This is a genomic window from Microtetraspora malaysiensis, assembly GCF_001528665.1.
Lineage (GTDB): Bacteria > Actinomycetota > Actinomycetes > Streptosporangiales > Streptosporangiaceae > Microtetraspora_A > Microtetraspora_A malaysiensis.
On the sequence record NZ_BBYJ01000048.1, the window covers coordinates 86,319 to 110,973 of the forward strand.

General features: G+C 69.1%; 23 protein-coding genes and 1 tRNA gene. 14 read left to right on the forward strand and 10 right to left on the reverse strand.

Going from position 1 to position 24,655, the window contains the following annotated elements; genetic code table 11:
* Position 1 precedes the first annotated feature (1 nt).
* From AWQ71_RS39105 to AWQ71_RS39115, 3 genes are read right to left on the reverse strand one after another with little or no spacing between them, the layout of a single operon-like run.
* A complete protein-coding gene (locus tag AWQ71_RS39105; protein WP_067144133.1) occupies positions 2–820 on the reverse strand; it encodes an HpcH/HpaI aldolase/citrate lyase family protein in 819 nt (272 codons plus the stop codon).
* The gene (locus AWQ71_RS39110; protein WP_067144135.1) at positions 817–1,797 is read right to left on the reverse strand and encodes a MaoC family dehydratase; all 981 of its coding nucleotides are present in this window, start codon (positions 1,795–1,797) and stop codon (positions 817–819) included. Before AWQ71_RS39110 ends, AWQ71_RS39105 begins: the two co-directional genes overlap by 4 nt.
* A complete protein-coding gene (locus AWQ71_RS39115; RefSeq protein WP_067144137.1) occupies positions 1,794–3,236 on the reverse strand; it encodes a leucyl aminopeptidase family protein in 1,443 nt (480 codons plus the stop codon). The genes AWQ71_RS39110 and AWQ71_RS39115 overlap by 4 nt, the downstream gene beginning before the upstream one ends.
* Before the next feature lie 187 nt (positions 3,237–3,423).
* Here AWQ71_RS39115 and AWQ71_RS39120 point away from each other — a divergent pair, with 187 nt between their 5' ends.
* The 6 genes from AWQ71_RS39120 to AWQ71_RS39145 all read left to right on the forward strand — a co-directional run bounded on the left by AWQ71_RS39120 (position 3,424) and on the right by AWQ71_RS39145 (position 8,456).
* Positions 3,424–4,551: a M20/M25/M40 family metallo-hydrolase gene (locus AWQ71_RS39120; protein ID WP_067144139.1), complete on the forward strand. Its 1,128-nt coding sequence runs from the start codon at positions 3,424–3,426 to the stop codon at positions 4,549–4,551.
* A gap of 14 nt (positions 4,552–4,565) precedes the next feature.
* A complete protein-coding gene (locus AWQ71_RS39125; RefSeq protein WP_245658967.1) occupies positions 4,566–5,330 on the forward strand; it encodes a GNAT family N-acetyltransferase in 765 nt (254 codons plus the stop codon).
* Positions 5,327–6,646 carry a M20/M25/M40 family metallo-hydrolase gene (locus tag AWQ71_RS39130; protein ID WP_067144143.1) on the forward strand — a complete coding sequence of 440 codons (1,320 nt, stop codon included), beginning with the start codon at positions 5,327–5,329 and terminating at the stop codon, positions 6,644–6,646. The genes AWQ71_RS39125 and AWQ71_RS39130 overlap by 4 nt, the downstream gene beginning before the upstream one ends.
* Entirely contained in the window at positions 6,643–6,906 is a 264-nt protein-coding gene (locus AWQ71_RS39135; RefSeq protein ID WP_067144145.1) for a hypothetical protein, read from the forward strand. Before AWQ71_RS39130 ends, AWQ71_RS39135 begins: the two co-directional genes overlap by 4 nt.
* Positions 6,907–7,535: 629 nt before the next feature.
* The gene (locus AWQ71_RS42960) at positions 7,536–8,108 is read left to right on the forward strand and encodes an SGNH/GDSL hydrolase family protein (RefSeq protein WP_169806734.1); all 573 of its coding nucleotides are present in this window, start codon (positions 7,536–7,538) and stop codon (positions 8,106–8,108) included.
* Positions 8,109–8,213: 105 nt separating this feature from the next.
* Positions 8,214–8,456 carry a hypothetical protein gene (locus AWQ71_RS39145; protein ID WP_067144149.1) on the forward strand — a complete coding sequence of 81 codons (243 nt, stop codon included), beginning with the start codon at positions 8,214–8,216 and terminating at the stop codon, positions 8,454–8,456.
* 211 nt (positions 8,457–8,667) lie between these two features.
* Here AWQ71_RS39145 and AWQ71_RS39150 read toward each other — a convergent pair whose 3' ends face one another.
* Positions 8,668–8,907: a hypothetical protein gene (locus tag AWQ71_RS39150; protein ID WP_157570872.1), complete on the reverse strand. Its 240-nt coding sequence runs from the start codon at positions 8,905–8,907 to the stop codon at positions 8,668–8,670.
* Between the two features lie 422 nt (positions 8,908–9,329).
* Here AWQ71_RS39150 and AWQ71_RS39155 point away from each other — a divergent pair, with 422 nt between their 5' ends.
* Positions 9,330–10,166 carry a HEAT repeat domain-containing protein gene (locus tag AWQ71_RS39155; protein ID WP_169806739.1) on the forward strand — a complete coding sequence of 279 codons (837 nt, stop codon included), beginning with the start codon at positions 9,330–9,332 and terminating at the stop codon, positions 10,164–10,166.
* A gap of 649 nt (positions 10,167–10,815) precedes the next feature.
* On the opposite strand, the gene AWQ71_RS39160 is transcribed toward AWQ71_RS39155, so the two are convergent.
* From AWQ71_RS39160 to AWQ71_RS39170, 3 genes are all read right to left on the reverse strand, one after another.
* The gene (locus tag AWQ71_RS39160) at positions 10,816–12,222 is read right to left on the reverse strand and encodes an IS1380 family transposase (protein ID WP_067144155.1); all 1,407 of its coding nucleotides are present in this window, start codon (positions 12,220–12,222) and stop codon (positions 10,816–10,818) included.
* Positions 12,223–12,430: 208 nt separating this feature from the next.
* Complete coding sequence (locus tag AWQ71_RS39165) at positions 12,431–13,132, reverse strand: hypothetical protein (RefSeq protein WP_157570873.1); 702 nt, start codon at positions 13,130–13,132, stop codon at positions 12,431–12,433.
* A gap of 702 nt (positions 13,133–13,834) precedes the next feature.
* A complete protein-coding gene (locus AWQ71_RS39170) occupies positions 13,835–15,016 on the reverse strand; it encodes an ISAs1 family transposase (RefSeq protein ID WP_157570874.1) in 1,182 nt (393 codons plus the stop codon).
* Here AWQ71_RS39170 and AWQ71_RS39175 point away from each other — a divergent pair.
* From AWQ71_RS39175 to AWQ71_RS39185, 4 genes are all read left to right on the forward strand, one after another.
* A complete protein-coding gene (locus AWQ71_RS39175) occupies positions 14,966–15,607 on the forward strand; it encodes a replication initiator (protein WP_369407243.1) in 642 nt (213 codons plus the stop codon). The two genes, AWQ71_RS39170 and AWQ71_RS39175, sit on opposite strands and share 51 nt — an antisense overlap.
* The gene (locus tag AWQ71_RS39180) at positions 15,604–15,795 is read left to right on the forward strand and encodes a helix-turn-helix transcriptional regulator (RefSeq protein ID WP_067144161.1); all 192 of its coding nucleotides are present in this window, start codon (positions 15,604–15,606) and stop codon (positions 15,793–15,795) included. Before AWQ71_RS39175 ends, AWQ71_RS39180 begins: the two co-directional genes overlap by 4 nt.
* On the forward strand, positions 15,792–16,100 hold the full coding sequence (locus AWQ71_RS44225) for a hypothetical protein (protein WP_245658968.1): 309 nt from the start codon (positions 15,792–15,794) through the stop codon (positions 16,098–16,100). Before AWQ71_RS39180 ends, AWQ71_RS44225 begins: the two co-directional genes overlap by 4 nt.
* Before the next feature lie 80 nt (positions 16,101–16,180).
* Positions 16,181–17,152 (forward strand): tyrosine-type recombinase/integrase, encoded by a 972-nt coding sequence (locus tag AWQ71_RS39185; protein WP_245658970.1) that lies wholly within the window; start codon positions 16,181–16,183, stop codon positions 17,150–17,152.
* Between the two features lie 246 nt (positions 17,153–17,398).
* On the opposite strand, the gene AWQ71_RS39190 is transcribed toward AWQ71_RS39185, so the two are convergent.
* A tRNA-Arg gene (locus tag AWQ71_RS39190) sits at positions 17,399–17,472 on the reverse strand.
* 125 nt (positions 17,473–17,597) lie between these two features.
* On the opposite strand from AWQ71_RS39190, the gene AWQ71_RS39195 reads away from it, so the two are divergent.
* Positions 17,598–18,569: a tyrosine-type recombinase/integrase gene (locus tag AWQ71_RS39195; RefSeq protein WP_169806740.1), complete on the forward strand. Its 972-nt coding sequence runs from the start codon at positions 17,598–17,600 to the stop codon at positions 18,567–18,569.
* A gap of 139 nt (positions 18,570–18,708) precedes the next feature.
* Positions 18,709–19,596, forward strand: a complete 888-nt coding sequence (locus AWQ71_RS39200) for an NAD-dependent protein deacetylase (protein WP_084259812.1) — start codon at positions 18,709–18,711, stop codon at positions 19,594–19,596.
* Positions 19,597–19,752: 156 nt separating this feature from the next.
* Here AWQ71_RS39200 and AWQ71_RS39205 read toward each other — a convergent pair whose 3' ends face one another.
* Entirely contained in the window at positions 19,753–21,543 is a 1,791-nt protein-coding gene (locus AWQ71_RS39205; RefSeq protein ID WP_157570875.1) for an outer membrane protein assembly factor BamB family protein, read from the reverse strand.
* Between the two features lie 13 nt (positions 21,544–21,556).
* A complete protein-coding gene (locus tag AWQ71_RS39210; RefSeq protein ID WP_157570876.1) occupies positions 21,557–22,903 on the reverse strand; it encodes a hypothetical protein in 1,347 nt (448 codons plus the stop codon).
* A 603-nt stretch (positions 22,904–23,506) separates the two neighbouring features.
* On the opposite strand from AWQ71_RS39210, the gene AWQ71_RS39215 reads away from it, so the two are divergent.
* On the forward strand, positions 23,507–24,412 hold the full coding sequence (locus tag AWQ71_RS39215; RefSeq protein WP_067144169.1) for an amidohydrolase family protein: 906 nt from the start codon (positions 23,507–23,509) through the stop codon (positions 24,410–24,412).
* The last annotated feature ends 243 nt before the right edge of the window (positions 24,413–24,655 follow it).

A 24,655-nucleotide genomic window follows, 5' to 3' on the forward strand; every position in this document is an offset into this window, starting at 1 on the left:
CTCAGTCCCCAGTTCCCCTTTTCTCATCGATGGCCGAGCCGGCCAAAATCCGGCGCGCGCGCTCGACGACCGGGGCGTCGACCATGACGCCCCCGACGGCGACCGCACCCTGCCCGGCCGCCGCGATCACCTCGCGCGCCCAGGACACCTCCTCCGGCGACGGCGCGAAGGCGGACCGGATCGCGCCGGCCTGGACCGGATGGACTGCGAGCTTGCCCGCGTAGCCCTCGCGGCGCGCTCGCCCGGCGTCGGCGAACGTGGCGTCGTAGTCCCGCAGCGCCATGGTCACCCCGTCCACCGGCGCGGGCTTCCCAGCCGCGCGGGACTCCAGAACCAGCCGGCTCCGGACCTGCCTGACGACGTCGGACTCCTGCTCGCAGCCGAGATCGAGGGCGAGGTCGACAGTGCCCAGCATGAGCCGCTCCACCCGCTCGACGGCGAGCATCTCGGCGACTCGCTCGACGCCGGCGGCGGACTCGACGAGGGCCGCCGACGGCACCGGGAGCAGGTCGCACACGCGTTGCAGGTCCGCCGCCGACTCGGCCTTGGGCACGACCACGCCCCGCAGGCCCGCGCAGCCGACCAGCGCGCGCAGATCGTCCGCATGCCACGGTGATCCTGCCGGGTTCACCCGTACCCAGGCGGATCCGCCGACGGCGAGCCAGCCCGCGACGTGGTCCCGGGCCGCCGGCTTGGCAGTCAGCGCCACGGCGTCCTCCAGATCGCAGATGATCTGGTCGGCGGCGCTCGCGGCCTTCGCGAAGCGCTCAGGGCGGTCGCCCGGGACGAAGAGCCAGGCCGGGCCTCGTACGGTGCTCATGCGACCAGCGCCGCGAAGGTCCAGTCGAGGACGGCTCCGCGACCGGCCACCGACGTCTGGGTGTTGAGCACGGCGATCGCGGTGCCGTCCCGGTAGGGCGTGACGCCCCGCACCGTGACGCGGCTGCGCACCGTGTCGCCTTCGAAGACGGGCGCGATGTGGTCGCACGCGAACCACTCGGTCACGGTCACCAGCCCCGGGACCATCCGGCAGGTCTGGCTGAGCGCGAGCCCGATCGTGTGCCCGCCGTAGACGAGCCGGCGGCCGCCGGCGGCGTCCGCGTCGTGGTGCACCGCCGCGATGTTGACGGTGAGCCGCGCCAGTTCCGGCGCGCTCGAGACGACGTCGCCGGCCGCTAGCTCGAAGGTGTCGCCAGCCGCAGGCGGACCGCCGGGCGAGGGCGCCAGCGGCTTGAGCGACCACTGCGCGAGCCAGTCGGGGGCCGTCGCCACGTCCGGCACGGACGGTGCGGTGAAAAGGCCGTCGGCGTGGGGGTCCGCCTCCGGGGCCGGTCCGGACCCGTCGCGGCAGGGCAGCAGCGCGCACCGGTCGAAAGCGAGGATGACACGTCCGGTCTGGTCCCGGGTCACGATGCTCAGCACCGCCTTGCCGCGCTCGGGCCGGTCGGGCCGGGACCGGACCCGGCGGAGAGCGACGACCTCGGTCGAGGTAACGAGGGTGTCGCCGAGGTACGGCGTCGCCCGCGGCCGCAGCCCCCGGTAGAAGAGGTTCGCCACCACCTGGCGGGTCACGACGCTCGACTGGCCGACGGCCACGTCCCAGACCACGCCGGGATGCGCGAGGCCGGGACGTCCGGTGACCCGCTCGGCGAGCGTCTCGTCGAGGCAGAGCCGGAGCCGGTCGCCGAGGATCGCCCGGTGCTGGGCATGGAGCCCGGCATCCAGCGTGACGGCCGGCGCGGTGAAGGTGTCGCCGACGGCGAGGTCGTCGAACCAGGGACCGTCCACGACGCTCATGCGTCCTCCTCCAGTGCCGGCGCGCCGGCGGTCAGGTAGCGGGTGAGCAGGCGCACCCCGCGGCCGTTGGCGCCTGCGGCCCACCGGGCGTCGGCGGCCGGGCGCATCACCGTGAGCCCGAGGTCGAGGTGCGCCCACGGCACGTCGGACGCGAACGGCTCGAGGTACAGCGCCGCGGTGATGGCGCCGTACGGCTGGGGCGCGTCCGGGTCGAAGTTCCGGGTGTCCGCCACGTCGGAGGCGAGGGTGGCCCGGTAGGGCTCCCACATCGGCATCGCCCACCCGGGCTCACCGGCCGCGCCGCCGGCGGCCAGCACCCGCGCCAGCAGGGCGTCGTCGGTGCCGAAACCGGCCCACATGTCGGGGCCGAGGCCGGTGGCCGAGGTCAGCGTCGCCAGGTCGACGATCGCGGCAGGGCTGGCCTCCACGGCGTACGCCATGGCGTCCGCGACCACGAGCCGTCCCTCGCAGTCGGCGTTGGTCACCTCGACGGTCCGGCCACCGCGATGGCGCAGGACGTCCCCGATCCGGACCGCGTCCGGGCCCGGCATGTTCTCGGCGCACGGCAGATAGGCCCGCACCGGCGCGTCGGAGCCCAGGCGGGCCAGCGCGACGAGGGCGCCGAGAACGGCGGCGGCGCCGGCCATGTCCGCCTTCATGGTGAGCATGCCCCGGGTGGGCTTGAGCGACAGGCCGCCCGCGTCGAAGGTGATGCCCTTGCCGACGAGCGCCGTGTGCGGGCCGTCGCCTCCGCGTCGCAGCTCGATCAGGCACGGCGGATGCACGCTTCCCCGGCCCACGCCGGCGATGCCGCCGAATTGCTCGCGCTCCAGCGTCACGGCGTCGTGTACGCGTACCTCGAACCCGAGCGCCTCGCCGAGTTCCTGGCACACGGTCGCCAGCCGCGCCGGGACGAGTTGGCCGGGCGGCGTGTTGATCAGGTCCCGAGCGAGGTTGGCGGCCGCGCCGAGCGCGACCCCTTCCCGTACGGCATGCTCCGGTCCCCCGTGCCGACGCGGACCGGGGTCGAGCCGGGCGAGCAGGTCGGCGACGGTCCAGTCGGGGCGGTATCGGTACGTGCCGAGGGTCCAGCCCTCCGCCGCGGCGACCGCGCAATCCGGGTCGGCCTCCCAGCACCCGATCGCGTCGAGCACCGCCGGCGCGGATCCGCAGTGCCGGGCCGCCGCCATCGCGGCCGCCCGCACGTGGTCGAACGCCAGACCCGGCCGGGGATCACCGACGGTCACGTAGACGAGGTCGGGGCCGTCGAGGATGGGGACCCGGGCCACGTCGCCGGGCTCGGCCGGGCCGAGGCGAGCCCCGATCGCGTGCACGTCAACATCAATGCCGGCCTCCGCGAGGAAGCCGGCGACCGGGGCCGGCACCGCCCCATCGGTCCCGACCGGCACGACGACCACGTCCGCCACCCGTTCCGTCACCTGGTCCTCCTGAACACGCGGGCCGCCCGCTGCGACCCGTCTCGTTTGAGCAAGCTAACCGGCGGCGCCGGCCGCCGTCGGTGTCGAACACCCAACCTCGGGACCGCCTTTCATGTCGGGCCACAAGAGTCGCCACCGCACCCGATGAAACGTTGGCGGCGCCGTCCAAAGCGCCGGAGGAAAACCCATGAACGCACCGTCCGTTGGCTCCCGCTCCCGGGTCGCCGGCGTCGTCGCGGCGTCGGTCCGGATGATCTGCTGCGAGTCACCCTCCACCGACCTCGCCGCGGTCGCCCGCAGCGCCGACTGCGTCGCGCGGGTCGGCGAAGAGATCCTGGGCCGCCCCGCCGAGCCGATCGTCACCGCCGGCCGCACCCACCTGCGCTGGCGGTGGGGAAAGGAACCACCTCGCGTGCTCGTGCTGGGGCACCACGACACCGTCTGGCCGCTGGGCACGATCGACACGATCCCCTGCACGGCCGGCGACCGGATCCGCGGGCCCGGGTGCCTGGACATGAAGGTGGGCCTCGCCCTCGCCTTCCACGCCATCGCCGCGCTCGACGACCCATCCGGGGTCACCCTGCTGGTCACCGGCGACGAGGAGCTCGGCTCTCCGACCTCCCGCGAGCTGATCGAGGATGAGGCCAGGGGCTGCGCTGCGGCCCTGGTACTGGAGGCCGGCGACGACTCCGGCGCCCTGAAGACTGAGCGCAAGGGCCGTGCCCACTACGAGCTGACCTTCGCCGGACGCGCGGCCCACGCCGGCCTGGAACCTCACCTGGGCGCGAACGCGCTGATCACACTGGGCGCCGCCGTCGGCGCCGTCGCCGCGCTGGCCGACGACGCGGCGGGGACCAGCGTGACGCCGACGATGGCTTCCGCCGGTACGGCCGTCAACACGGTGCCGGACCGGGCCACGCTGACGATCGACGTTCGCGCCCGGACCACCGAGGAGCTGCGGCGGGTCGACGCCGCAATCCGCGGCCTGGCGCCGGCGAACGGTGACGTCACCGTCGAGATGGAGGGTGGCATCGACCGTCCGCCGCTCGATGCCACGATGACGGCCGGGCTGTTCGAGCGGGCCCGCGCCGTGGCGGATCGGCTGGGCATCGGCCCGCTCGCCGGCGTCGCGGTCGGCGGCGGATCGGACGGCAACCTCACGGCCGCTGCCGGGGTGCCGACCCTGGACGGCCTGGGCGCGGTGGGCGGCGGGGCGCACGCCCGCCACGAGTGGGTCGACGTGGCTCGGCTCGGCGACCGTCTCGCCCTGCTGACCGGGCTGCTCGCCGACCTGCTCGGCGAGGCCAGGCGATGACGCCGGAGCACGGAGTGTCAGTCCGCGAGGCGGCCGGGCTCGCCGACCTCGAGGCGATCGCCGCCCTCTTCAACCGGGTCTGGGACGGCGCGCCCGACTCCAGCCAGATCACCGTCGCGTTGCTGCGCGCCTTCAGCATGACCGGCAACTACGTCGCCGTCGCATTCGTCGGGGAGCATCTGGCCGGCGCCGCGGTCGGGTTCCTCGCGCCGCACAACGGATCCCTGCACAGCCACATCACCGGGGTCGAGGCGAAGTACCGCGCCCAGCAGATCGGCTACCTGCTCAAGTGCCACCAGCGCGACTGGGCGCTGGGCCGCGGCATCGGCTCGATCACCTGGACGTTCGACCCCCTGGTCCGTCGCAACGCGTACTTCAACCTGGTCAAGCTCGGCGCCCGGGCGACGGACTACCTGCCCGACTGCTACGGCCCGATGCACGACGGGCTCAACCGCGGCGAGGCCAGCGACCGGCTGTTCGTCGAGTGGGACCTGCTCTCCCCCGCCGCCGTCGGGCCGCCCGAGGGCGACCATCGGCCGCTGATCACGGTCCGCGACGACGCGCTCCGGGTGGTGCCGTGGACCGGCGGGCCCGCCTTCGTCCCGGTCCCCGAGGACATCGAACGGGTCCGGGTCGAGAACCCCCTCCTCGCGCGGGCCTGGCGTGCCCACGTACGGGACGTGCTGGCCGGGGCCCTGGCCGGCGGCGCCGAGATCGCCGCCTTCGACCGGCGGCACGGCTACCTGATCACCTACCCAGCCAAGACAGGAGAACGATGACAGACCACCCGGACGTCGTGACGATCTGCTCCGACCTCATCGCGATCGACACCAGCAACTACGGCAAGGCGGGCAGCAAGGGCGAGCTGGCCGCGGCCGAGTACGTCGCCAGTCTCCTACGCGGGGCGGGGTACGACCCCGAAATCATCGAGTCCGAGCCGACCCGGGCCAACGTCGTTCTCCGGGTCCCGGGCGCCGACCGGTTGCTGCCCGGCCTGCTCGTCCACGGGCATCTCGACGTCGTCCCCGCCGAGCCGGAGCGGTGGACGGTGGCGCCGTTCGAGGGCCGGGTGGCGGACGGGTACGTGTGGGGCCGCGGCGCGACCGACATGAAGGACACGGTCGCGATGATGCTCGCCACCCTGCTGCGGTGGGCGGCCGACGCGACCGGACCACGCCGCGACATGGTCTTCGCCTTCGTCGCGGACGAGGAGGAGGACGGTGCCCTCGGCGCCGAGTGGCTGGTACGCAACCGACCCGAGCTCTTCGCCGGGGTCACCGCCGCCGTCGGCGAGTCGGGCGGGCGGCCCGTGCCGGTACGGGCGCCCGACGGGACGGTACGGCGGTTCTACCCGATCGCTGTCGCCGAGCGTGGCTCCCTCCACATGCGCGTCCGCGCGACCGGTACGGAGGGCCACGGGTCACGCCCGAACCCGGACAACCCCGTCGCCCGCCTGGTGACCGGCCTGGCCCGGATCTCGGCGCACCGGTGGCCGCTGACGCTGACGCCACCGGTGCGCCGGCTGCTCGACACCGCCGTGCAGACCCTCGGCCTCGACGCCGACCTCTCCTCCGACGAGGGCGTCGAGGCCGTCCTCGACCGGATCGGGCCGCTGCGCGAGTACGTCGAGCCGTCGCTGCGCTGCTCGACGAACGTCACCGTGCTCGACGCGGGCTACAAGTTCAACGTGGTACCAGGCGAGGCGCACGCCGAGATCGACGTACGCTCACTGCCCGGCACCGAGGACGAACAGCTCGCCATCATCGACGAGTTGCTGGGACCGTCCGTCACCCGGTCATTCCTGTCCTACCGCCCCGCGATCGGGGCCGGCTGGGACAACGCCTGGTACGACGCGATGGCCGCGTCGGTCCTGCGCCACGACCCGGACGGCGTGATCGTCCCGTTCTGTATGGGCGGTGGCACCGACGCCAAGCCGTTCGCCGAGCTGGGGATGGCGGGCTTCGGCTTCGCCCCGCTCGGTGAGGACCCCGACGGCCGCACACCAGCCGGCATGCACGGCGTCGACGAACGCGTGCCGATCGCGTCCCTGCGCAGCGGCGTCGACGTGCTGGACGACTTCCTGCGCACGGTATGACCCGCTACGGCGCCGCGAACGCCCTGGCGTGGGACCGGTTGCATCCCCGCCTGACCCGCCGGGCTGCCTGGCTGGACCACGGCGACCTGCCCGTGCTGGAAGGCACGCTGATCCGGCTCACGGTGCAGCACCTGCCCGGTGACCGTGACCCGAAACCGTTGTGGCTGCGGTCGTCCCGCACCGGCGTCTGTCCGTCTCATGTGGACAACCTCTGGCAGGCGTTCCTGCGCAGGTTCGACCTTTCGTGTCGGGGTCGGTGAGGCCGAGCAGAATCCGGAGCGGCGGGGAACCCGCGGCTGGTGATTTCGCCGGTCACGATCCGGACAGCACGCGCATTCGTCGCCTGGGCCCACCGGCGTCTCGGTCCGCCGCCCGGTGCCAAGTTTGCGAGCGCCGTCCAGACCACCGACGGAACCCTCGTCGGCGTCGTGCTCGTCGGACGACCCGTTGCCACGAAACGTCGGCACCTCTTGGCGGACGTTTCTACGGCTGCAAGCGAAAGGACTGCTCGCCTGCGACTTCTTCCACATCGACACGATCTTCCTGAAACGCCAATACGTGTTGTTCGAGATGGAGGTGGAAACACGACGCGTGCACATCCTGGGTGTCACAGCCCATCCCACCGGCGCCTGGACAGCTCAGCAGGCGAGAAATCTGCTCATGGCTTACGGGCGCCGGGCCAGGTCATTCCGGTTTCTCATTCGTGACCGGGATGCCAAGTTCACCGCCGTCTTCGACGAGGTCTTCACCAGCCTGGGCGTCACGGTGATCAAGACGCCGCGACCCCAATATCAGGATTCTCGTCTCAAACGTAATCAACCGCACCGAGCTCGACGGCTGGGCTTGGCTCAATCCTGCTATCACCGACTACAAGGCCAAGCTGCCAGGAGTGGCTGCAGCACTCAGCACCTCCCAGTCACCCATCTACGTGGTGGACGTAAACACGGGATTCGACCCGGCCCGCGATACGTGGGACGGACTACACCCGAACGGAATGGGCGAGTTCAAGTTTGCCAAGGCCTTCGCCGACACTTTCGCCACCAAGCTCAGCATCGGCCCAGCTTTCCCCGCACTGCCCGGATCGGTGCCCGAGCTGCCGATGACGGCGCCTGCCACCATCACGGCCAGTGCCGTACCTGAGGGCGTGCAGCTCAACTGGGCGCATTCGTACGGCGCAGCCGGCTACTACATTTACACACGCGACGTGACCAACGGCGAGGCATTCCAGAAGCTCCCGTACCCTGTCTCGGCGGATAACTGGCTGCAGACCTGGGTAGTGAAGGGACACACCTACGAGTACAAGATCTCCTCGGTCAAGGGCGCTGCGGAGAGCGGAACCTCACCTGTGGCCTCGGTGATGGCCAACCCGCAGACTCCATCGCAGATCCAGGACGTCCCTCATCGTCACCTGCGTGATCAGCGAATGCCACCACGACGGGCAGCCAAAGCTCAGACCGCGTAACTCGATATTCGAGCGACATAGGACCTACCCGAACGCGACCGGGCATCCGCCGATCCCAGATGAACTGCGTGAGCTGGTCATCCGGCTGGCCAGAGAGAACCCACGATGGGGGCACCGCGGATCCGGGGCGAACTGCTCGGCCTCGGCCATCAGATCGGGGAGGGCACCATCCGCCGCATCCTCCTCGCAGCCGGCCTCGGCCCCGCGCCACGCCAGATACCGCCGACCTGGCGACAGTTCCTCGCCTCGCAAGCCTCCGGCATCCTGGCCTGCGACTTCCTGCACGTCGACATTGGGCGTGGACGCCCGCAAACGATCAGCGAGAGCCGTAGACAGCCGGACATGTGAAGAGAGCCTCTAACTCGCGTTATCGCAGGTCAGAGGCTCTCTTGTGCTGGTGTAGAGTTGCGCGCCCTGCAGGATTCGAACCTGCGACCGTCGGATTAGAAGTGGATGATTCTTCACGGTGGTCACATCGCCTCTGGCCTGCATCTTGGCGGCCGTCGTGTTGGTGGCGATCCGCGATCATCCCGCGTATATCCCGCGTTGCTCATGGTCGTCATCGACGGGGAGTGGAGCGAGACCTCCGGAGCCTGGCCCGGATGATCCTTATTGCACCTCCGGTGAGCACGAGCCCGGTCACGAGGCAGGTGAGCAATGCGGCGAAGTCCAGCCAGTCATCGCCCGTCAGCGCATTGTCCACCACGACGAGGATGCACATTGGCAGCCCCAAACAGATCAGCCAGAGCTTTTCGCCCTCGTGGGGATCTCGATCGGGTGCGGCCGGGGGGTTGGTCACGTTTTCAATGTACCGGCGATACTCCGGCAAGTCGTGGGCGCGGACGCCCACTTTCCCCTGACTTCCTGCTTGCAAAGACGTATGCCGATCTTGCTCGACCTGCGTTCTTGCTGCTCGTGCCGCTGATCGCGTTCCCCGTGAGTCCCCGCCATTCCGCCTTGATCGCCGTCCCACGCAACGGGCACGGCACACCTTCTGATCCGTAGGTCCCCAAACGGTCTCCAGGACCATTCAGCTCGTTCGCCGTGCTGCTCGTCAGGACCCCGGTCGTTCAGATCCGTTCGGCTCAGTTTATGATCGTCCGCTTAGGTGGCTCCCAAGGTGGCTCCCGAAATGCGATCGACTTCTCCGACGTCACCTCGACATACTCGTATTCCTTGCGAGCCGTCCCTCTCCTCGCTGCCAGCCAAGAAGGGAAGGACATGCCGACACCATCGATCCCCAGTAGCCAGCTCGCCGAGCTGCTCGACTGGGATGAGACATCCTCTCAAGAGCATTTCGACGCCATGGACAGGTTGTTCGAATCGATCTCTGACCCTGAAGAGGTCATAGCCCTGACTCAGGCCTGGTGGGCTGATCCTGATGAGAGGGTGCAGGCGCTCGGATTCGACCTGCTTGCGGTTCAGGCACTCAACTTCTGCTGGCACGTTTCGCCCCTGATCGAAGCGGCGGATGCCCTTCCATTGGACAGGACACATAAGCACGTGCGCGCGGCCACCGCCCATGCACTCGCCACCATCTGCGACGACGAACGTGTCCTGGGTCCGCTCTTACGCTTCGCTGCCGACCCGGACGCGGATATCCGCTGGCAGGTGGCGCGTGGGATTCCAGTCGGCGCCGACCCACTGCCCGAGGATGCGGTGCGGGTACTGCTGGCGTTGATGCGTGATCCGGATGCCGAGGTGCGGGACTGGGCCACCATGATGCTGGGCAGTCGCGCCGAGAACGACACCAAGGAGATCCGGGACGCCTTCGTCGAGCGTCTGGACGATCCAGGCGCGAATACGGCTGGTGAGGCCGCGGTGGCACTGGCGATACGGCGTGACCCCCGGGTTCTGCCCACGTTGAAACGCGTGCTCGCCACCCCGGATGTGGGCAACCTCTACGTCGAAGCTGCGGCGGAGCTGGGTGACCCGGAACTTCTGCCACTCCTGGAAGGGCTCAAGACCGACGGCTGGCAGGACGATGACGAGCAGCGACCCCAAGTTCTTGATCAAGCTCTACAAGCATGCGCGTCGCGTCCGGCCTCGCTCGCCTGATCTCTGCGCCCGCCCGAGCGAGAAATCGGTAACCTGCTCCGGCATGTCCGCCAAACCGCATTAGCAGCTCGGATCATGGCCGTCCCGATCAGTTCCACCTGGACCAACACCGCTCGCCGGTGCTCCTGGAACGGCCTGGGACGGCGGGGAACTGCAACTAGAGCGGGCTCGTGACCTGCGCGGACGCGCACACCTTGCCCCCGCGCATCCCGTATGCCGTTGACCCATCGCGCAGCGGCAGCGGGCTGGCGACGGAGGGGCAAGCCCGTCTTCGTGTGTACGTTAGCCGGTCGCCGTTCCTCGGCAATTGGACGCCAAGGGTCACAGACGGGCTTGAGCCGTAGGAGTCGGTCTGCTGGGCTTGCCTGGGTCGATGGCAGCAGGGATGCACGGGCACCCACCTCAGCCTGAATGCGCCGCGTGATTTCTTGTGATCGATTCCTGGTCCAATTCGGTCGCGAGGGCCGTTGCGCCAGGTGAAGCGCTGTTTCCAGGCATCGGAGAGCCGCTGCGCGCGGGCCGCAGCCTGTCCACGTGTCCAAAGGCTCGGGGCGGGGGTTCATGCGCCGGTGGCGCCGGTGGCGCGAGTGGCGCGGGTGGCCGTGGGGGTCGCGGTGGTGCGGGCAGTGACCGAGGGCATTCGGGCTGGTCAGGCCGCTTGCGCGGGCGGTGGATCATGGACGGCGTCGAAGACGTTCATCCACGCGGCCTGCCAGCGCCAATGTCGTGGCAGGTGGAGAGTGATGTGACCGTGTCCGTGCCGGGCCAGGCGGGCGGGGACAGCAACCAACCGGCGGCGGAGCGTGGCACCACGTGCCCTGGCGTGGACGGGACCGGCCAGGCAGCCGGTCGCGCGCAGCAGGTTGTGGGTGATCGCGGCGCAGGTCAGCCACGCGGCGTTCGCGGCGAAGTCACCTGAGGGAAGGTGCGCGAGCGGGCCGCAGACCAGATCGGCGAAGACCTGCTCGACGATCGCGTGGTCACGATGCTGTTCCTCGGCCTGGACCAGGTGGAACGGGCTGTCGGTGAAGACCGCGTGGTACCGGTATGAGCTGAACAGCTCGTCCTGGCCGCCCGCGGCCTGCGGGTTGAGCCGTTTGACCCGGCGCACGATCAGCCGTGCCGTGACCGCCCGGCCATTCTTCGAGGCGAAGGCCGTATAGCGGGTCTCGGCGATCTCAGCGTCGGGCACCCAGCAGCCGGCCTGCTCATCGAAGATCGCGTTCGGATACTCGATCGGCTGCCAGGCGTCACCGTCGATGGCGGCGATCGCTGCTTTGATCTTGGGGTCCATCTTCGCGGTGACCGAGAAGCGCGCGCCCGCGCGGCGGCAGGCGGCGATCACGCCCGCCGCATAGAACGCCGAATCTCCGCGCACCAGGAGGATGCCAGTGGCGCCCACCGCCCGCGCAGCGCTGATCGACTCGGCCACGAACGATTCCGCGCCACGGGCTGAGCCTGCTTTCCCGCCGCGTAACCGGGTGCCGGTGATGACCGGCGCGGCCAGCGGCGTCGACAAGGTCGAGGCCAGCACGTTCAACCCGCGCACCAGCACGCTCTTGCCCTGGATCTTCGTGTGCCCGAACCCGGAACCCTGCTTCGCGTATCCGTAGGTCCGTTTCTGCATCGAGTCCACGTCCAGGAACGCCACCGTGCCGGCTCCCGCCAGTAGCGGCGTGCGCGCGGCCAGCCGGGCCACCAGCATCCGGGAGACCTTCTCGATCTGGCGGACGTTTCCCCACTTCAGGCTGCGCAGGAACGAGCCGAGGGTGGACGGGGCGCGGATACCGTCAAACAGCTTGTCCATGCCACCGTGCCGTAACGCGTCCAGATCGGCGATGGAGTCGGCCCCGGCGGCCATCCCGGCCACGATCGAGCTGATTTTCGCTGCTGCGTTGACGCCGAGCCGGTCGGCGATTGCGACGTGCTCGTCGATGAGTCCGCCCAGGTCGCAGCGCTCGGCCAGCCGCATGACCGGCTCCAGCCCGGCGTAGGCGACGAGGTGCTCGTCATCGAAGCTCGCATGGGTCTTGCCGGGAGCGTGGAACAATTGCACGTGAGAGGTGTCCTCTCGGTTTGGGTGACGGAAGCGTGAAGAACTCCCATCATCCCAGGTCGGAGGGCACCTTCTCTCATTTCACGGCAATAAGGTCAGAATCGGCTCGGTGCATCCAGGCTCAGCCACATGCGGCCCGCGCCCTCCAGCTCCGTGGCATCCCGGAGTCGGAGTGCCCCCGCCGGAGGCGCCTTAACTTAATGGCGGTTCAGTATCGGCGCCAGATGCGGTGGGTCTCAAGCGCGTCGGAGAGTTTCTGGGCCGCTTCCGGTGAGCTGGCGGAGAAGAATCCGCGCTCCAGGATCGTCGCAGGCGCTGAGCCCCTGATCCAGTTGTCCAGGAGCGCATACCACTCGGTGTCGTGGGCGACGCTAACGGTGAAATCGTGCATGAGCCACGCCATGTGACGGGCCGCCGCCTCGGTGGTGTTCGATTCCCACTCGGCCAGGTAGGGAGGTAGGTCCAGCTCCAGAGTGTCAGCGATGATCTCGAGCATCGTCATGGCGTCGACGTCGCGTGGATAGTGGTTCAGGGTGTGCCGCCACCATGCGTCGATGGTGGCGATGACGGCTTCCTGCTCGGTCTTTCTCCAGCTGTGCCACCTGACGCCGAGTCGCAGCATCAAGGAGGGGGCGTGCAGGCCGTCGAGCTCTTCGAGGATGAGCAGCTCCATTAACCGGGGCAGGTAGTGCTTGAACTCCTCGACATCTCCCCATGTGTTCAGGCCATTCCAGGCATAGGGCTCCAGCGCAGATGCAGTGAGCATCCGAAGTGGTGCGGCATGCGCCGCGCGAACCCGCTCAGCTGACACACAGTGGTCACACACGTCGGTCTTGGCGGGAAGCGGGTACCGGGAGAAGGCCGCGTAGAGAGCGTCCAACGCACGGTCGAGATCAGGCGGCGTGTCCATGCTCGGATGCTAATGCGCGGCTGCTGTGGGGCTGGGAGCTTTTCCGCTCGTTGAGTGGAGTGGTAGGCATCACCGTGCGCGAGGGGAGACCTGAGGCAGATCAGCAAGTACGCGATGGGTACGCGGCCCGAGCTGCCGGCCGCCGGGACCGGCCCCCAGGCCGCACGCCCGGCCGCCGAGCGGGCGCAGGGCCGCGAGGCGGCGCGGAGCGCCGCCCTTGATCCCTAAAAGCACAATTCGGCAATCATCATTGATACATATCCGACCGAACGGAGGCCGGTTATGCCAACCGTTCTAGCGGCCTATGCAACGGCATCGCCTCAATGCCTCGTCGGGTGACCGTTTGCGTCATTAATGAAATCCAAAACCTTTTTGATATGGCGCTCAAGCGCTCTGTCTATCTTGTCAATTGACCAGAGGCGACAGACGGCGCGAACAATTCGGATCTTGTCCACAGCTCCCTTCCATTCGGGAGAGAAGGCACCCAAGGGGTTGACCCACTGTTCCCCCTTCCACGCAAGGGTCCGGGAGTGAACGGCTGCTACAGCTGCGGAGAGTATGTCAGTAGGGACATAATTCTCGATAGTGTATCCATCGGCGATCCATGCGAATCCGGGATACGCCTCATTGTCAAACTCATTCCGAATCCGCTTCTTGGCAGGGCGATTTCAAAGTCGGGCCGCGTGATCGCGAGCTGTAACGTTACGTAGCGATCAAGCGAAGGGCCCGCATGGGATCGCGGCCGATGGATTGCACGGTACGGGTGATCTCGGTGACACCGGTACGGCGGATCAGGCTCAACGCGAGATTGCGTAGGGTGGCCATGACCTGCGGGCCGTTCCCCGTGTAGGCCTGACGGGCGTCTTCGTCCCAGACGGTGTCGCGGCAGCGGTGCTCGAGGTTCTCCACGCCCCAGTGGCCGCGGGTGTACCGGTCGAGCCCGACCGCGTCCAGTCGGTCAGCGGCGCGGCTGGTGACGACGATCGCGAACTCTTTGGTCAACGGCTGGCCATCCAGAGCGAGAACGTCGCGGCGGATGCAGCCGAGTTGGTTGGCGAAAGGCAGGTCGAGACCGTTCACCGAGGTGGCGTCGGTGACCCAGGTGCTCCACCGGTTGATCCGCCCGTGCCCGCGCGTCGTGGTGACGTGCTGGGGCGGTCCGCTGGTGAGCATCCGTGTACATGCGGCGATGGCCGCTTTGAGCAGGTTCGGCCGGTTGCCCTTGATCGTGAGAAGGTAGTCGGCCTTCTTGGCTTCGACGATGTAGCGGGCGGTGTCGTCGCGGGTGTGTGCGGCGTCTGCGGTGATCAATGCTCCTTGCAGATCCATCGGGTCCAGCAGGGCATCGACCTGGGTGATCTCGTTGGTGCCGGTGGGGACGCGGACCTGGCCGAGCACGGTGCCGTGTTCGTGCAGCATCGCGGAGAACAGGGTGAGTTTCCCGTCCTGGTTCCAGGAGCCGCGCAGGACTTTCCCGTCAATGGCGACCGCCCATGTGCTGGTGTCGCCGGTGGTGTGCGCGCGGAGCCAGGTGCCGACGTGGAGGTCCAGTTCAGCGGCGTCGATGTCAAGAAGGATGCGGTACAGGGTGCTGCTGCTGGGCGCGAGGTAACGGCGCCGGCTCGGGCAGTAGCGGGCTCCGGCCAGCCACAGCAGATCTTGCGGCAAGTCGGCTGCGTGATCGCCCATCTCCCTGTGGTTCCTTGCTCCGGCCAGGGTGGTGATCGCCGCAACAGCCAAGATGGCGGGCAAGGGGTGTCGTACACCGCGCGGGTCACGAGGGTCATCGATCTGCGCCAGCATCGCGAGCAGCCCGGGCATCGGCTCCGGGTGTTGCTCGCCCTCGACCAGCTCGACCAGGACGACGAGGCCGAACCGCTGCATGTGCTGACCTTCGGCCCTCAGCTCGACGTCCAAGGCGTCCTCGCCGGAACCACCGACGCGGACACCTGCATCCGCTACCTGTCGAAGTACCTGACCAAGTCCATCGGGGACGCGATCGACCCGGACGACTCCGCGCAACGGGAGCACGCGGAACGCCTTGGCAACGCCCTCCGCTACGAGCCGTGCTCGCCGACCTGCCCGAACTGGCTCCGGTACGGCGTTCAGCCCAAGGGCGCCAAGCCGGGCATGATCCCCGGCCGGTGCCGGGGCAAGGCGCACAAGCCCGAACACCTCGGCTACGCGGGCCGCCGGGTGCTCGTCTCCCGGAAGTGGTCGAACAAGACCCTCACCGAGCACAAGCAGGACCGCCGTACCTGGGTGCTGGAAGCCCTCGGCCTCCCAGACGAGCCCATAGACGCGCACCGCTACGTCTGGCGGCCGGTCAAGCCCGGTGACCCCGGCCTCGACCCCATCGGCGTCCGGCTCCTGCGCTCGATCCACGAACGCCAGCGATGGCGCAATCACATGGCCCAGCTCCAGGCCGAAGCAGGCGGACAAGATCTTTCGGCAACAGAAGGGAGGGCGGCATGAGGAAGAGCGACGAACTGATGACGGTCCCCCAGATCCTCGACGAACTCGGGGGCGTCTCCCGCCGGACCTTCTACCGGTGGAGGGAGATCGGCAAGGCCCCGGAGGGCTTCAAGCTCCCCAACGGCGAGCTCCGGATCTATCGCAGCGAATTCACCGCATGGCTTGAGACTCTTAGGGAGGCGGCGTGATCACGTCGTACAGCGTGAAGTTCTGGGAGACGCGCCGGAACAAGTCGAGCAAGAAGCCGTCCTATGAGGTCCGCTGGAAGGTCGGCGGCCGGGAGAAGTCCAAGAGCTTCGGAACCAAGGCACTCGCGGACAATTGGCTTTCCGACCTTCGGCAGGCCGCCAAGCGTGGCGAAACGTTCGACATGGAGACCGGGCTCCCGGAATCCATGCTCAAGGCGAAGAACGCACGCACCTGGTACGCCTTCGCCGTGGCCTACGTAGAGACCCGCTGGCCTCACTCCGCGGCCAAGACCCGCGAAGGCTGACAGACGCGCTGTCCAACGTCACCCCCATACTCACCACCGATCGGCCGGGCCGACCGGATGACGAGACCCTGCGGCGGGCATTGCGTGAGTTCGCGTTCGTCCCGGCCGATCGCCGGCCCCCGCAGACTCCGGAGATCGCGGGCGCGCTGCGCTGGCTCGAAGCCGCGTCACTCCCTATCAAGGACCTGGAAGACGCCAAGCACACGCGGGCGGCGCTGGAAGCCCTCGCGCTCCTCCTCGACGGCAAAGCGGCTGCGGCTTCCACCTTCCGGCGCAAGAAGGCCGTGTTCCATCACGCGCTGGAGTACGCGGTAGAGCTGGAAGAGCTTTCGGCAAATCCCCTCGACCGGGTGAAGCTCCGTAGAACCAAGAGCACCGGCGAGATAGACCGGCGCGTCGTGGTGAACCCGGCCCAGGCTCGGGAACTCCTCGTCGCCGTCACCTACTGCGGGCGGTCGCGCGGGCCGATGCTGGCAGCCATATTCGCTTGCATGTACTTCGGCGGCCTTCGACCTGCTGAGGCGGCCGGACTCCGCGAAAAGGACTGCCACCTTCCCAAAGACGGCTGGGGTCTGCTCACCCTGGAAAAGACCGCACCGCAGAGCAACAAGCGGTTCACCGACTCCGGCAAGGGACATGACGAGCGCGGCCTGAAACACCGAGACGAGAAGATCACACGGCCGGTGCCCATTCCTCCGGAACTGGTGGGCATCCTCCGCGACCACCTCGACCGGCACGGCGTCGGCGACGATGGGCGGCTGTTCCGCACGCGGACGGGCGGCGTGATCTCCGGCTCGGCTTACGCGAAGATCTGGAAGGAAGCTCGAACCTACGCGTTCGCACCCGACCAGGTCGCCTCTCCCCTGGCGGGTAGGCCGTACGACCTGCGGCACGCGGCCGTCTCGCTCTGGCTGAACGCCGGGGTCCACGCCCCAGAAGCCGCGGAACGGGCCGGTCACGGAATCGACGTCATGCTCAGGGTCTACGCCAAGTGCATCGACGGGCAACGCGATGTGGCCAACCAACGGATCATGGATGCTCTCGTCGCATGATCCAATGCAAGCACGAGAAAACGAAGGGTCTCGGATCACTCCGGGACCCTTCGTCGTACCTTGGGTTCATCCCGCAGACATCTGGAAACCGTCCCTCGACCTGCGGAAACGTCAGCAATTCCATCCCGCGGATATCCCGCGATCAGCGACAAACGGTGGCTCTCGGTGGCCTACGGCTGCATGGGCGGCACATGCTGCACCAAAGCAAAAGACCAGGTCACAGGAGATGTGGCCTGGTCTGGAGAGCGCGCCCTGAGGGATTCGAACCCCCGACCGTCGGATTAGAAGTCCGATGCTCTATCCGGCTGAGCTAAGGGCGCTGGATTAATGGGATTGACCAGCACTTTTGGTGACCATGGCATAAGGTAGCATAGCCGCACACCGATGAAACAGCATCGGATTTGGAGCAACCCCGATGGGTAGATCCCCACTCCTCTGCGACCTCATGCCTTCATGGAAGCTGGCGCTCGAAAGCGAGGAGCTCGCCGCTGGAACGATCACCAGTTACCTCCACTCGGCACGGCTGCTCACCGAGTACCTCGCTAAGCATGACATGCCCCAGCAGATCTTCAAGATCCGGGCCGAGCACCTGCGCGCCTTCCTCGCCGCGCGTCTGTACGGCTGCTGGACCGACGGCGAGCGCACACGCCCCTGCGGGTGCGGGGATCTCACCGCACACAGCCCCGGGGACGCGCACAAGCACTTCCGCAACCTGCGGGTTCTGTTCAACTGGCTGATCGCCGAAGAGGAGCTGGACGGGGTCTCTCCGATGGTCGGCGTCGCACCGCCCGAGGTCGTGACGCGACCCGCCGAGCCCCTCCGCGAGCACGAGCTGAAGCTGATGCTCATGACCTGCTCGGGCACCACCTTCATCGACCGCCGCGACACCGCGATCATGCGGGTCCTGCTGGACAACGGCGTACGCGGATCGAGCCTGGCCGGGCTGCGCTACCACCCCGAGGACGACGAGCTCACCGACGTGTTCCTGAGCCAGCACGCGCTGCGGATCCGGCTCAAGGAAGACCGGATGCGGATGGCGCCCATCGGCCGCAAGACGGCCGCCTCGATCGACCGCTACATCCGCGCCCGCGCCCGGCACGCCCACGCGGGCAGCCCGTGGCTGTGGCTGCCCGAGCGCGGCCGTACGGCGGCCGGGGGTGATCGGCGGCTGACGACGACGGGCATCCTGCAGATGCTCAAGCGCCGGGCCAAGCAGGCGGACATTTCCGGCGTCCATACCCACCGGTTCCGGACCACCATGGCGGAGTCGTTCCTCGACGCCGGAGGGGACCCGATCGACCTGATGCGCGTGGGCGGGTGGAACTCCCTGGCGATGGTCCAGCGCTACAGCGCGGCGACCGCCGAGCGCCGCGCCCGGGAGGCGCACGCCCGCCTCTCCCCCGGCGACCGGATCTGACCCCGGGCGCGCGCCGAGACCGCACACCGGTGCGGCGACGCGGCACGCCGATGACCTTCACCACCTCGGCCGTACGGCATCAGAGGAAGTCCGGCACCATAGAGGAATGACTCGGGTGGTAGGCGCAGAATCGGGTGGTATGTCCGGGACACTGCTCGGCCCATCCGGAACGTGGTCCGACGAGACGGACGCGGTCACCGCCACGCACTTCCGCCTGCTGGCCGACCTTGTCGCGGACGGCGACGCGGTGGTCCTGAGCGGCGCCGGTCTCTCCACCGAGTCCGGCATCCCCGACTATCGCGGCGAAAGCGGTCGCAGGCGGCGGGCTGACCCCATGACCTACCAGACCTTCGTCGGCAGCGCCGCCGCGCGTCGGCGATATTGGGCGCGCAGCCACCTCGGCTGGCGGCACATCGCCCGCGCCGCCCCCAACACGGGCCATCGGGCGGTGACCGGCCTCCAGCGCCGCGGATTGCTCGCCGGCGTCATCACCCAGAACGTGGACGGCCTGCACCAGTCCTCCGGCGCCCGGGACGTGATCGAACTGCATGGCAGCCTCGATCGGGTGCGCTGCCTCGGGTGCGGCGCGCGCACCCCGCGCCAGGCGCTGGACGACCGCCTGCGTGCGGCCAACCCCGACTGGCACGCCGAGGTCGGCGCGATCAACCCGGACGGCGACGCCGTGCTCGCCGACGACCGGATCGACGCCTTCCAGGTCGTGGACTGCCCCGGCTGCGGCGGCGTGCTCAAGCCGGACGTGATCTTCTTCGGCGAGAACGTGCCCCGCACGCGGGTCGACGACTGCTATCGGCTGGTCGAGCGCGCCGGCATGGTGCTGGTTCTCGGCTCGTCGCTGACCGTGATGTCGGGCTACCGGTTCGTACGGCACGCCGCCGGGCGGGACATCCCCATCGTGATCATCAATCGGGGGCCCACCCGGGGCGACACCGACGCCCTCCTGACCTTCGACGCCCCACTGGGCGCGACTCTCACCGCGCTCCTCGCCCGGCTCGACCCCGAGCCATGACCCGCGCCGCCACCACCACTGCGTGGCGTGGATGGTGGCCGGCCACACGCGATCGCGGTGCGCGGGCGGGCCGGAGAGCTCTCCCCGGTGTCGTGCCGCCGGGAACCGGCGCCGATCACCGTCTCGATCTCCCCTCGCGCGGGGCCCGGCGCGGCATCAATCCTCCTTGGTGTCGACGCAGATGACCGAGAACTTCGTGGCGACGGACGTCCACGGCACGATGACGACCGTGCCGTTCCGCTCGAACACCCGCGCCCCCTCACCGTCCGTGCCGTACTTCTGCGGCAGCTCGGCGACCGACGTGGCGGCGCCGGTGGCGGCGTCGAGGCGGACCAGGCGTGGGGCGAGATCGCGACGGTCGCCCGCCTCCAGCGCGAGCAGGCCCCGGTCGTCGGCCCGTACGTAGGTGAGCCTGGTGTCGTGCGTGCCCGACGACTGCCACAGCTGCTTTCCGGTGGTGAGGTCGAAGGCCAGCGCCTTGTCCTCCGAGCGCATCTTCCCCGGCACGTTCTCGGCGAAGGTGGCGAGATAGAGCCGGTTGCCGTGCACGGCGTACCTGCGCTGTTCGAGGGCGCCGTCGATGTAGGCGACCCTGTTCATGGCGAGCATGTCCACCTTGCCGGCCTTGATCTCGACCGACTTCTCGGGCTTGCTGTCAAGCACGGCGAACACGTTTCCGTCGCTCTCCTCGCGCCCGATGATCGTCGGCTCCGCCGACAGCACGGCGCCCATCAGGCCCACATCGCCGATCTCGTGCTTCCGTACGAGCTTGCCGGTGGCGGCATCGAGCACCGCGACGTTGGTGCTCGAACTGCTGTTGTAGCACGTCAGCAGGACGGCCACGCTGTTTCCGTTCGCGTTGACGTCCTTGACGCTGCACGTCGCGTCCGACTTCAGGCCCCACACCCCATGTCCGTCGGAGAGGCGGTAGCCGTACAGTGCACGGTCCACGTACAGGATGGCCATGCCGCCCGCGCTCATGATCCGCGGGACGGTGCGCGCGTTGGCGAGCTTGGACTTCTCCGCGGGGATCTTGATCTTCCAGGTGAGCTTGCCCGTGGCGGTGTCCAGACCGGTCAGGTGGTCGCACAGTCCGGAAGCGCCGTAGGCGACGGCGCCCTTGCCGTCCTTCAGCTCGGGGGTCGCGCCGCACAGCTCCTCACCCGGCGAGGGGATGCCCCAGGCTCGCGCGCCCGACTTCAGGTCGTACGCGAGCACGCCGTCCCGCTGGGCCCGGATGACGGCGGTGTCGGTCATCCAGGTTCCGTAGGCGTAGCCCGAGGTGAAGTCCCCGCTTCCGGCGTTGGGCAGCGGCACGTCCCAGGCCGTGCCTCCGGCGGAGGCGCCGCCGCCTCCTCCCGGACCTCCCCTGGCCACGAACCACGCGGTACCGCCGCCGGCCGCCAGCAGCACCACCAGGCCGAGCGCGACGAGCAGCGTCGTCTTGCCCTTCTTCTTGGCCGGCCCCTCCGGGCCCGCTTGCTGCGGATAGCCGGGCGGTCCCTGCTGGGCGTACTGAGGTTGCGCATATTCGGGCGGCCCTTGCTGGGCGTACGGGGGCTGCGCATATTCGGGCGGCATCTGCTGGGGGTAGGGCGCCGACACCTGCGACTGGTACGGCGCCTGCGCATACCCCTGCGGCGCCTGTGCGTACCCCTGCGGCGGCTGCGGAGAATAGCCGGGCGGGGGTGGCTGCATGGGCTGCTGCTGGTAGCGCGGATCCACCGGTTGGCCCGGCGGAGGCGGAAACTGAGGGTGCCCCTGCGGGATCTGCTGCCCGTACGGCGACTGCGGATCTCCGGCAGGCGGGTTCGGCCACATCCCCGCGGAGGGCTGCGACTGATAGCTCGGGTCCATCGGCTGGCCGGGCTGAGACTGATACTGCGGCCCCCAGGGCGAGGGCGCCGGCCTGTCGCCGTAGGGGTCCCCGGTGTGCTGCTCCGTCATCTTCGCTCCCCGATCATGCGAGCACACGGCGAACGTAGGCCGCCCACTGCTGCTCGAAGTCCGTCTTGCTCACGCCCAGCTCCTTGAACAGCGCCGCCTCGCTGTCGTCACCGTTCGCCCGGTAGGCGGCGACCACGCCCGCGACCAGCTTCTGGTCGCCGTACCGCTCGGCGATGTACCGCATGGCGAGGTGTCCCATCAGGTAGTTGACGCTCGTCATGCCCTTGGCGTCCCAGACGAGGTTGTCCGGCAGCCTGCCGCCGAAGGGCTGGCCGAGCTGCCCCGCCACGTAGGCCCGCCCCTCCGCCAGGCGCGCGTTCTGTCCGATCGGTCTGTCCCGATTCGCGACGTACTCGGCGAAGCCTTCGATGATCCAGTTCGCCTTGCCGAACAGGGAGAACTCGGCACTGTCCAGGCCGGCGATCAGCGAGTGCGCCAGCTCGTGCTTGCTGATCTCGGAGATGCCCTTCGCGTCCGTGAAGAACGTTGACGTCGTGTCCATGACGACACGGGTGCCGCCGATCTTCACGGTGTCTCTCAGCGATTGCCAGGTCGGCATGCCGATGGAGACGCCCGCCTCGTTCGCCTTCGTCTTGCGGAACAGGTTGCCGAGCTGTGCCTTGCCCTTCACCAGCGCGACCACGAACCCGGCGGGCACCTGGGCGTCGGGGGCCCCGTTGCGCTTCCAGTACGCGAGGTTCGCCGTGGCGGCACCGGCCACGGCCGGGGCGACGCGCTGGGCCAGAGCGGCGTCCTGCGGCTGCGCGAGAACCACGTTGCCGCCCGCCTTCACCACGGTGATGTCCGGCCAGATGTCCCACGGCCCCGGGTAGTACACCGTCTTGGACGTCCCGCTGCTCGACGTCGTCGGGGGCGAGGCCCCGGTCACCTTGGTGACGACCAGGGGCGCGTCGGCCGAGGCCTTCTCGATCGTCCAGCGGTACCACTCCGAGACCGGACGCAGGTCGATCCCGGCGAAGCGGTGGACGAATGCGACGTCCTGGGTGAACTTCACCCCACGCCCGAAGCTGTCCTCGGCGCGGCCGTCACGGCGCAGCGCCTTGTAGGACATCTCGCTGAAGGGCACCTTGCGCAGGTTGGCGAGGACGCGCGTCTGGTTGCGGACCAGGGCGGCGTTCTTCTTGTCGAAGATCGAGGTGAACGCGGCCGCGTCGCCGGCGGTGAGCGCCTTGCTGTGCTGATCGAGCAGCGCGGTGATCTCCTCGTCCGTGACGATGATCGTGGAGGGGTCGGTCGCGCCCTTCCCCTTCCCCTGCTCCTGGGCCTGCTCGTCGCTTTTGTCCCGCAGGATGAAGCCGACGCCCGCGCCGCCCCCGACGACCAGGACGAGGGACAGCACACCGAGGACCACCCACAGCCCCGGCCCTCGCTTGGAAGGGGGCGGGGGTGGCGGCGTGGGAGCGCCCTGCCAGGGCTGCTGCCACTGCGCTCCGAAAGGTCCCGCGGGAGGACCCTGCGGCGGGCCGACGGGCGGGCCGGGAAGAGGCCCCTGCGAGACGTCGGGCGGAGGTCCCTGCGGAAAGCCGAGGGGAGAGCCCTGCGAGACGTCGGGAGGAGGGCCCTGGTGCGGCCCCGGCGGTGGTGCCGAGGTGGGCCCGTACGGCGGCGCGTGCGGATGCCCGTACGGCGGCGCCGGCGGCCCGCCCTGCCACTCGCCCGGTGGGAAAGCCTGCGGCTGCCCCGGTGGCGGCCCCTGCCACTGAGACGGTCCGGGCTGATACCCCTGGTGATAACTGGGCTCGCTCATTACTTGTGCCCCGTTAACCGTTGTAGGTTTCAAAGGGCAAAGATCGTACCAGTCACCCGAAATCCCGGACTAGCCGGACAAACCACCAGAACGCCCGCAATTGCGGCATTGGAAACCGGCACCCGCGTCTGCGGGAGCGGCCGGCGGCGAACGTCGCTTAATGGGCAACCACGGTTCGAGCTACCGTAAAGCGCTATGACCGATTCGAGTGCGGAGGAGATCCGCCGGGTGACCGCCTTCTGGCGGGGCCTCGGCCTTCCCGGGCTGATCGACGTGCACACGCATTTCATGCCGGAGCGGGTGCTGGCGAAGGTCTGGGCGTACTTCGACGCCGTGGGCCCGCTGACCGCGCGACCCTGGCCGATCGCCTATCGCCTTGAGGAGGAGGACCGTGTCACGCGGCTGCGGTCCTTCGGCGTCCTGACCTTCACTTCGATGCTCTATCCCCACAAGCCGGACATGGCGACCTGGCTGAACGGCTGGGCCGCCGACTTCGCCGAACGCACCCCCGGCTGCCTGCACACCGCGACCTTCTTCCCCGAGCCCGGCGTCACGCGGTACGTCGCCGAGGCGATCGAGGCGGGCGCGCGGGTGTTCAAGGCGCACCTCCAGGTGGGCGCCTACGATCCCGCCGACCCGCTGCTGGACGGCGTGTGGGGCCTGCTCGCGGAGGCGGGCGTCCCCGTCGTGGCGCACTGCGGCTCGGGTCCGGCGCCGGGACGGCACACCGGGCCGGGGCCGATCGGCGCCGTGCTCGCCCGCCACCCCCGGCTGCGGCTGATCGTCGCGCACATGGGCCTGCCGGAGTACTCCGGCTTCCTCGACCTGGCCGCCCGGTACCCGTACGTCCACCTGGACACGACGATGGCGTTCACCGACTTCACCGAGGAGGCCACGCCCTTCCCCCGGAGCGAGCTTCCCCGGCTGCTCGACCTGGAGGACCGGATCCTGTTCGGCAGCGACTTCCCGAACATCCCCTATCCGTACGCGGAGGCGCTGGAGGGCCTCGCCCGGCTCGGCCTCGGGGACGGCTGGCTGCGCGCGGTCTGCCACGACAACGCCGCCCGCCTCTTCCGGGTCACACCCGCGCCGCGACACTGAGGTCGCGCTCGTAGGCGGGGATGTCCCCATCCGTCAGCGTGCCCGAGTACTCCCGATCGCGTTCGGGTAGTCGTCCGTGAGCCGGTACGGCTCCGGGTCGTCCCCGCGCGCGAGATGGCGTTCGAACGCGGTCTGCGCCGCCGTGCGCGCCGCGTAGCCGATGTCGGCGGGCTCCCGATGGCGCCAAGGACGACCGCGGGCCGCGCACCGAGTGCGGCGCCGATGATTCGAATCGCTTCCGTG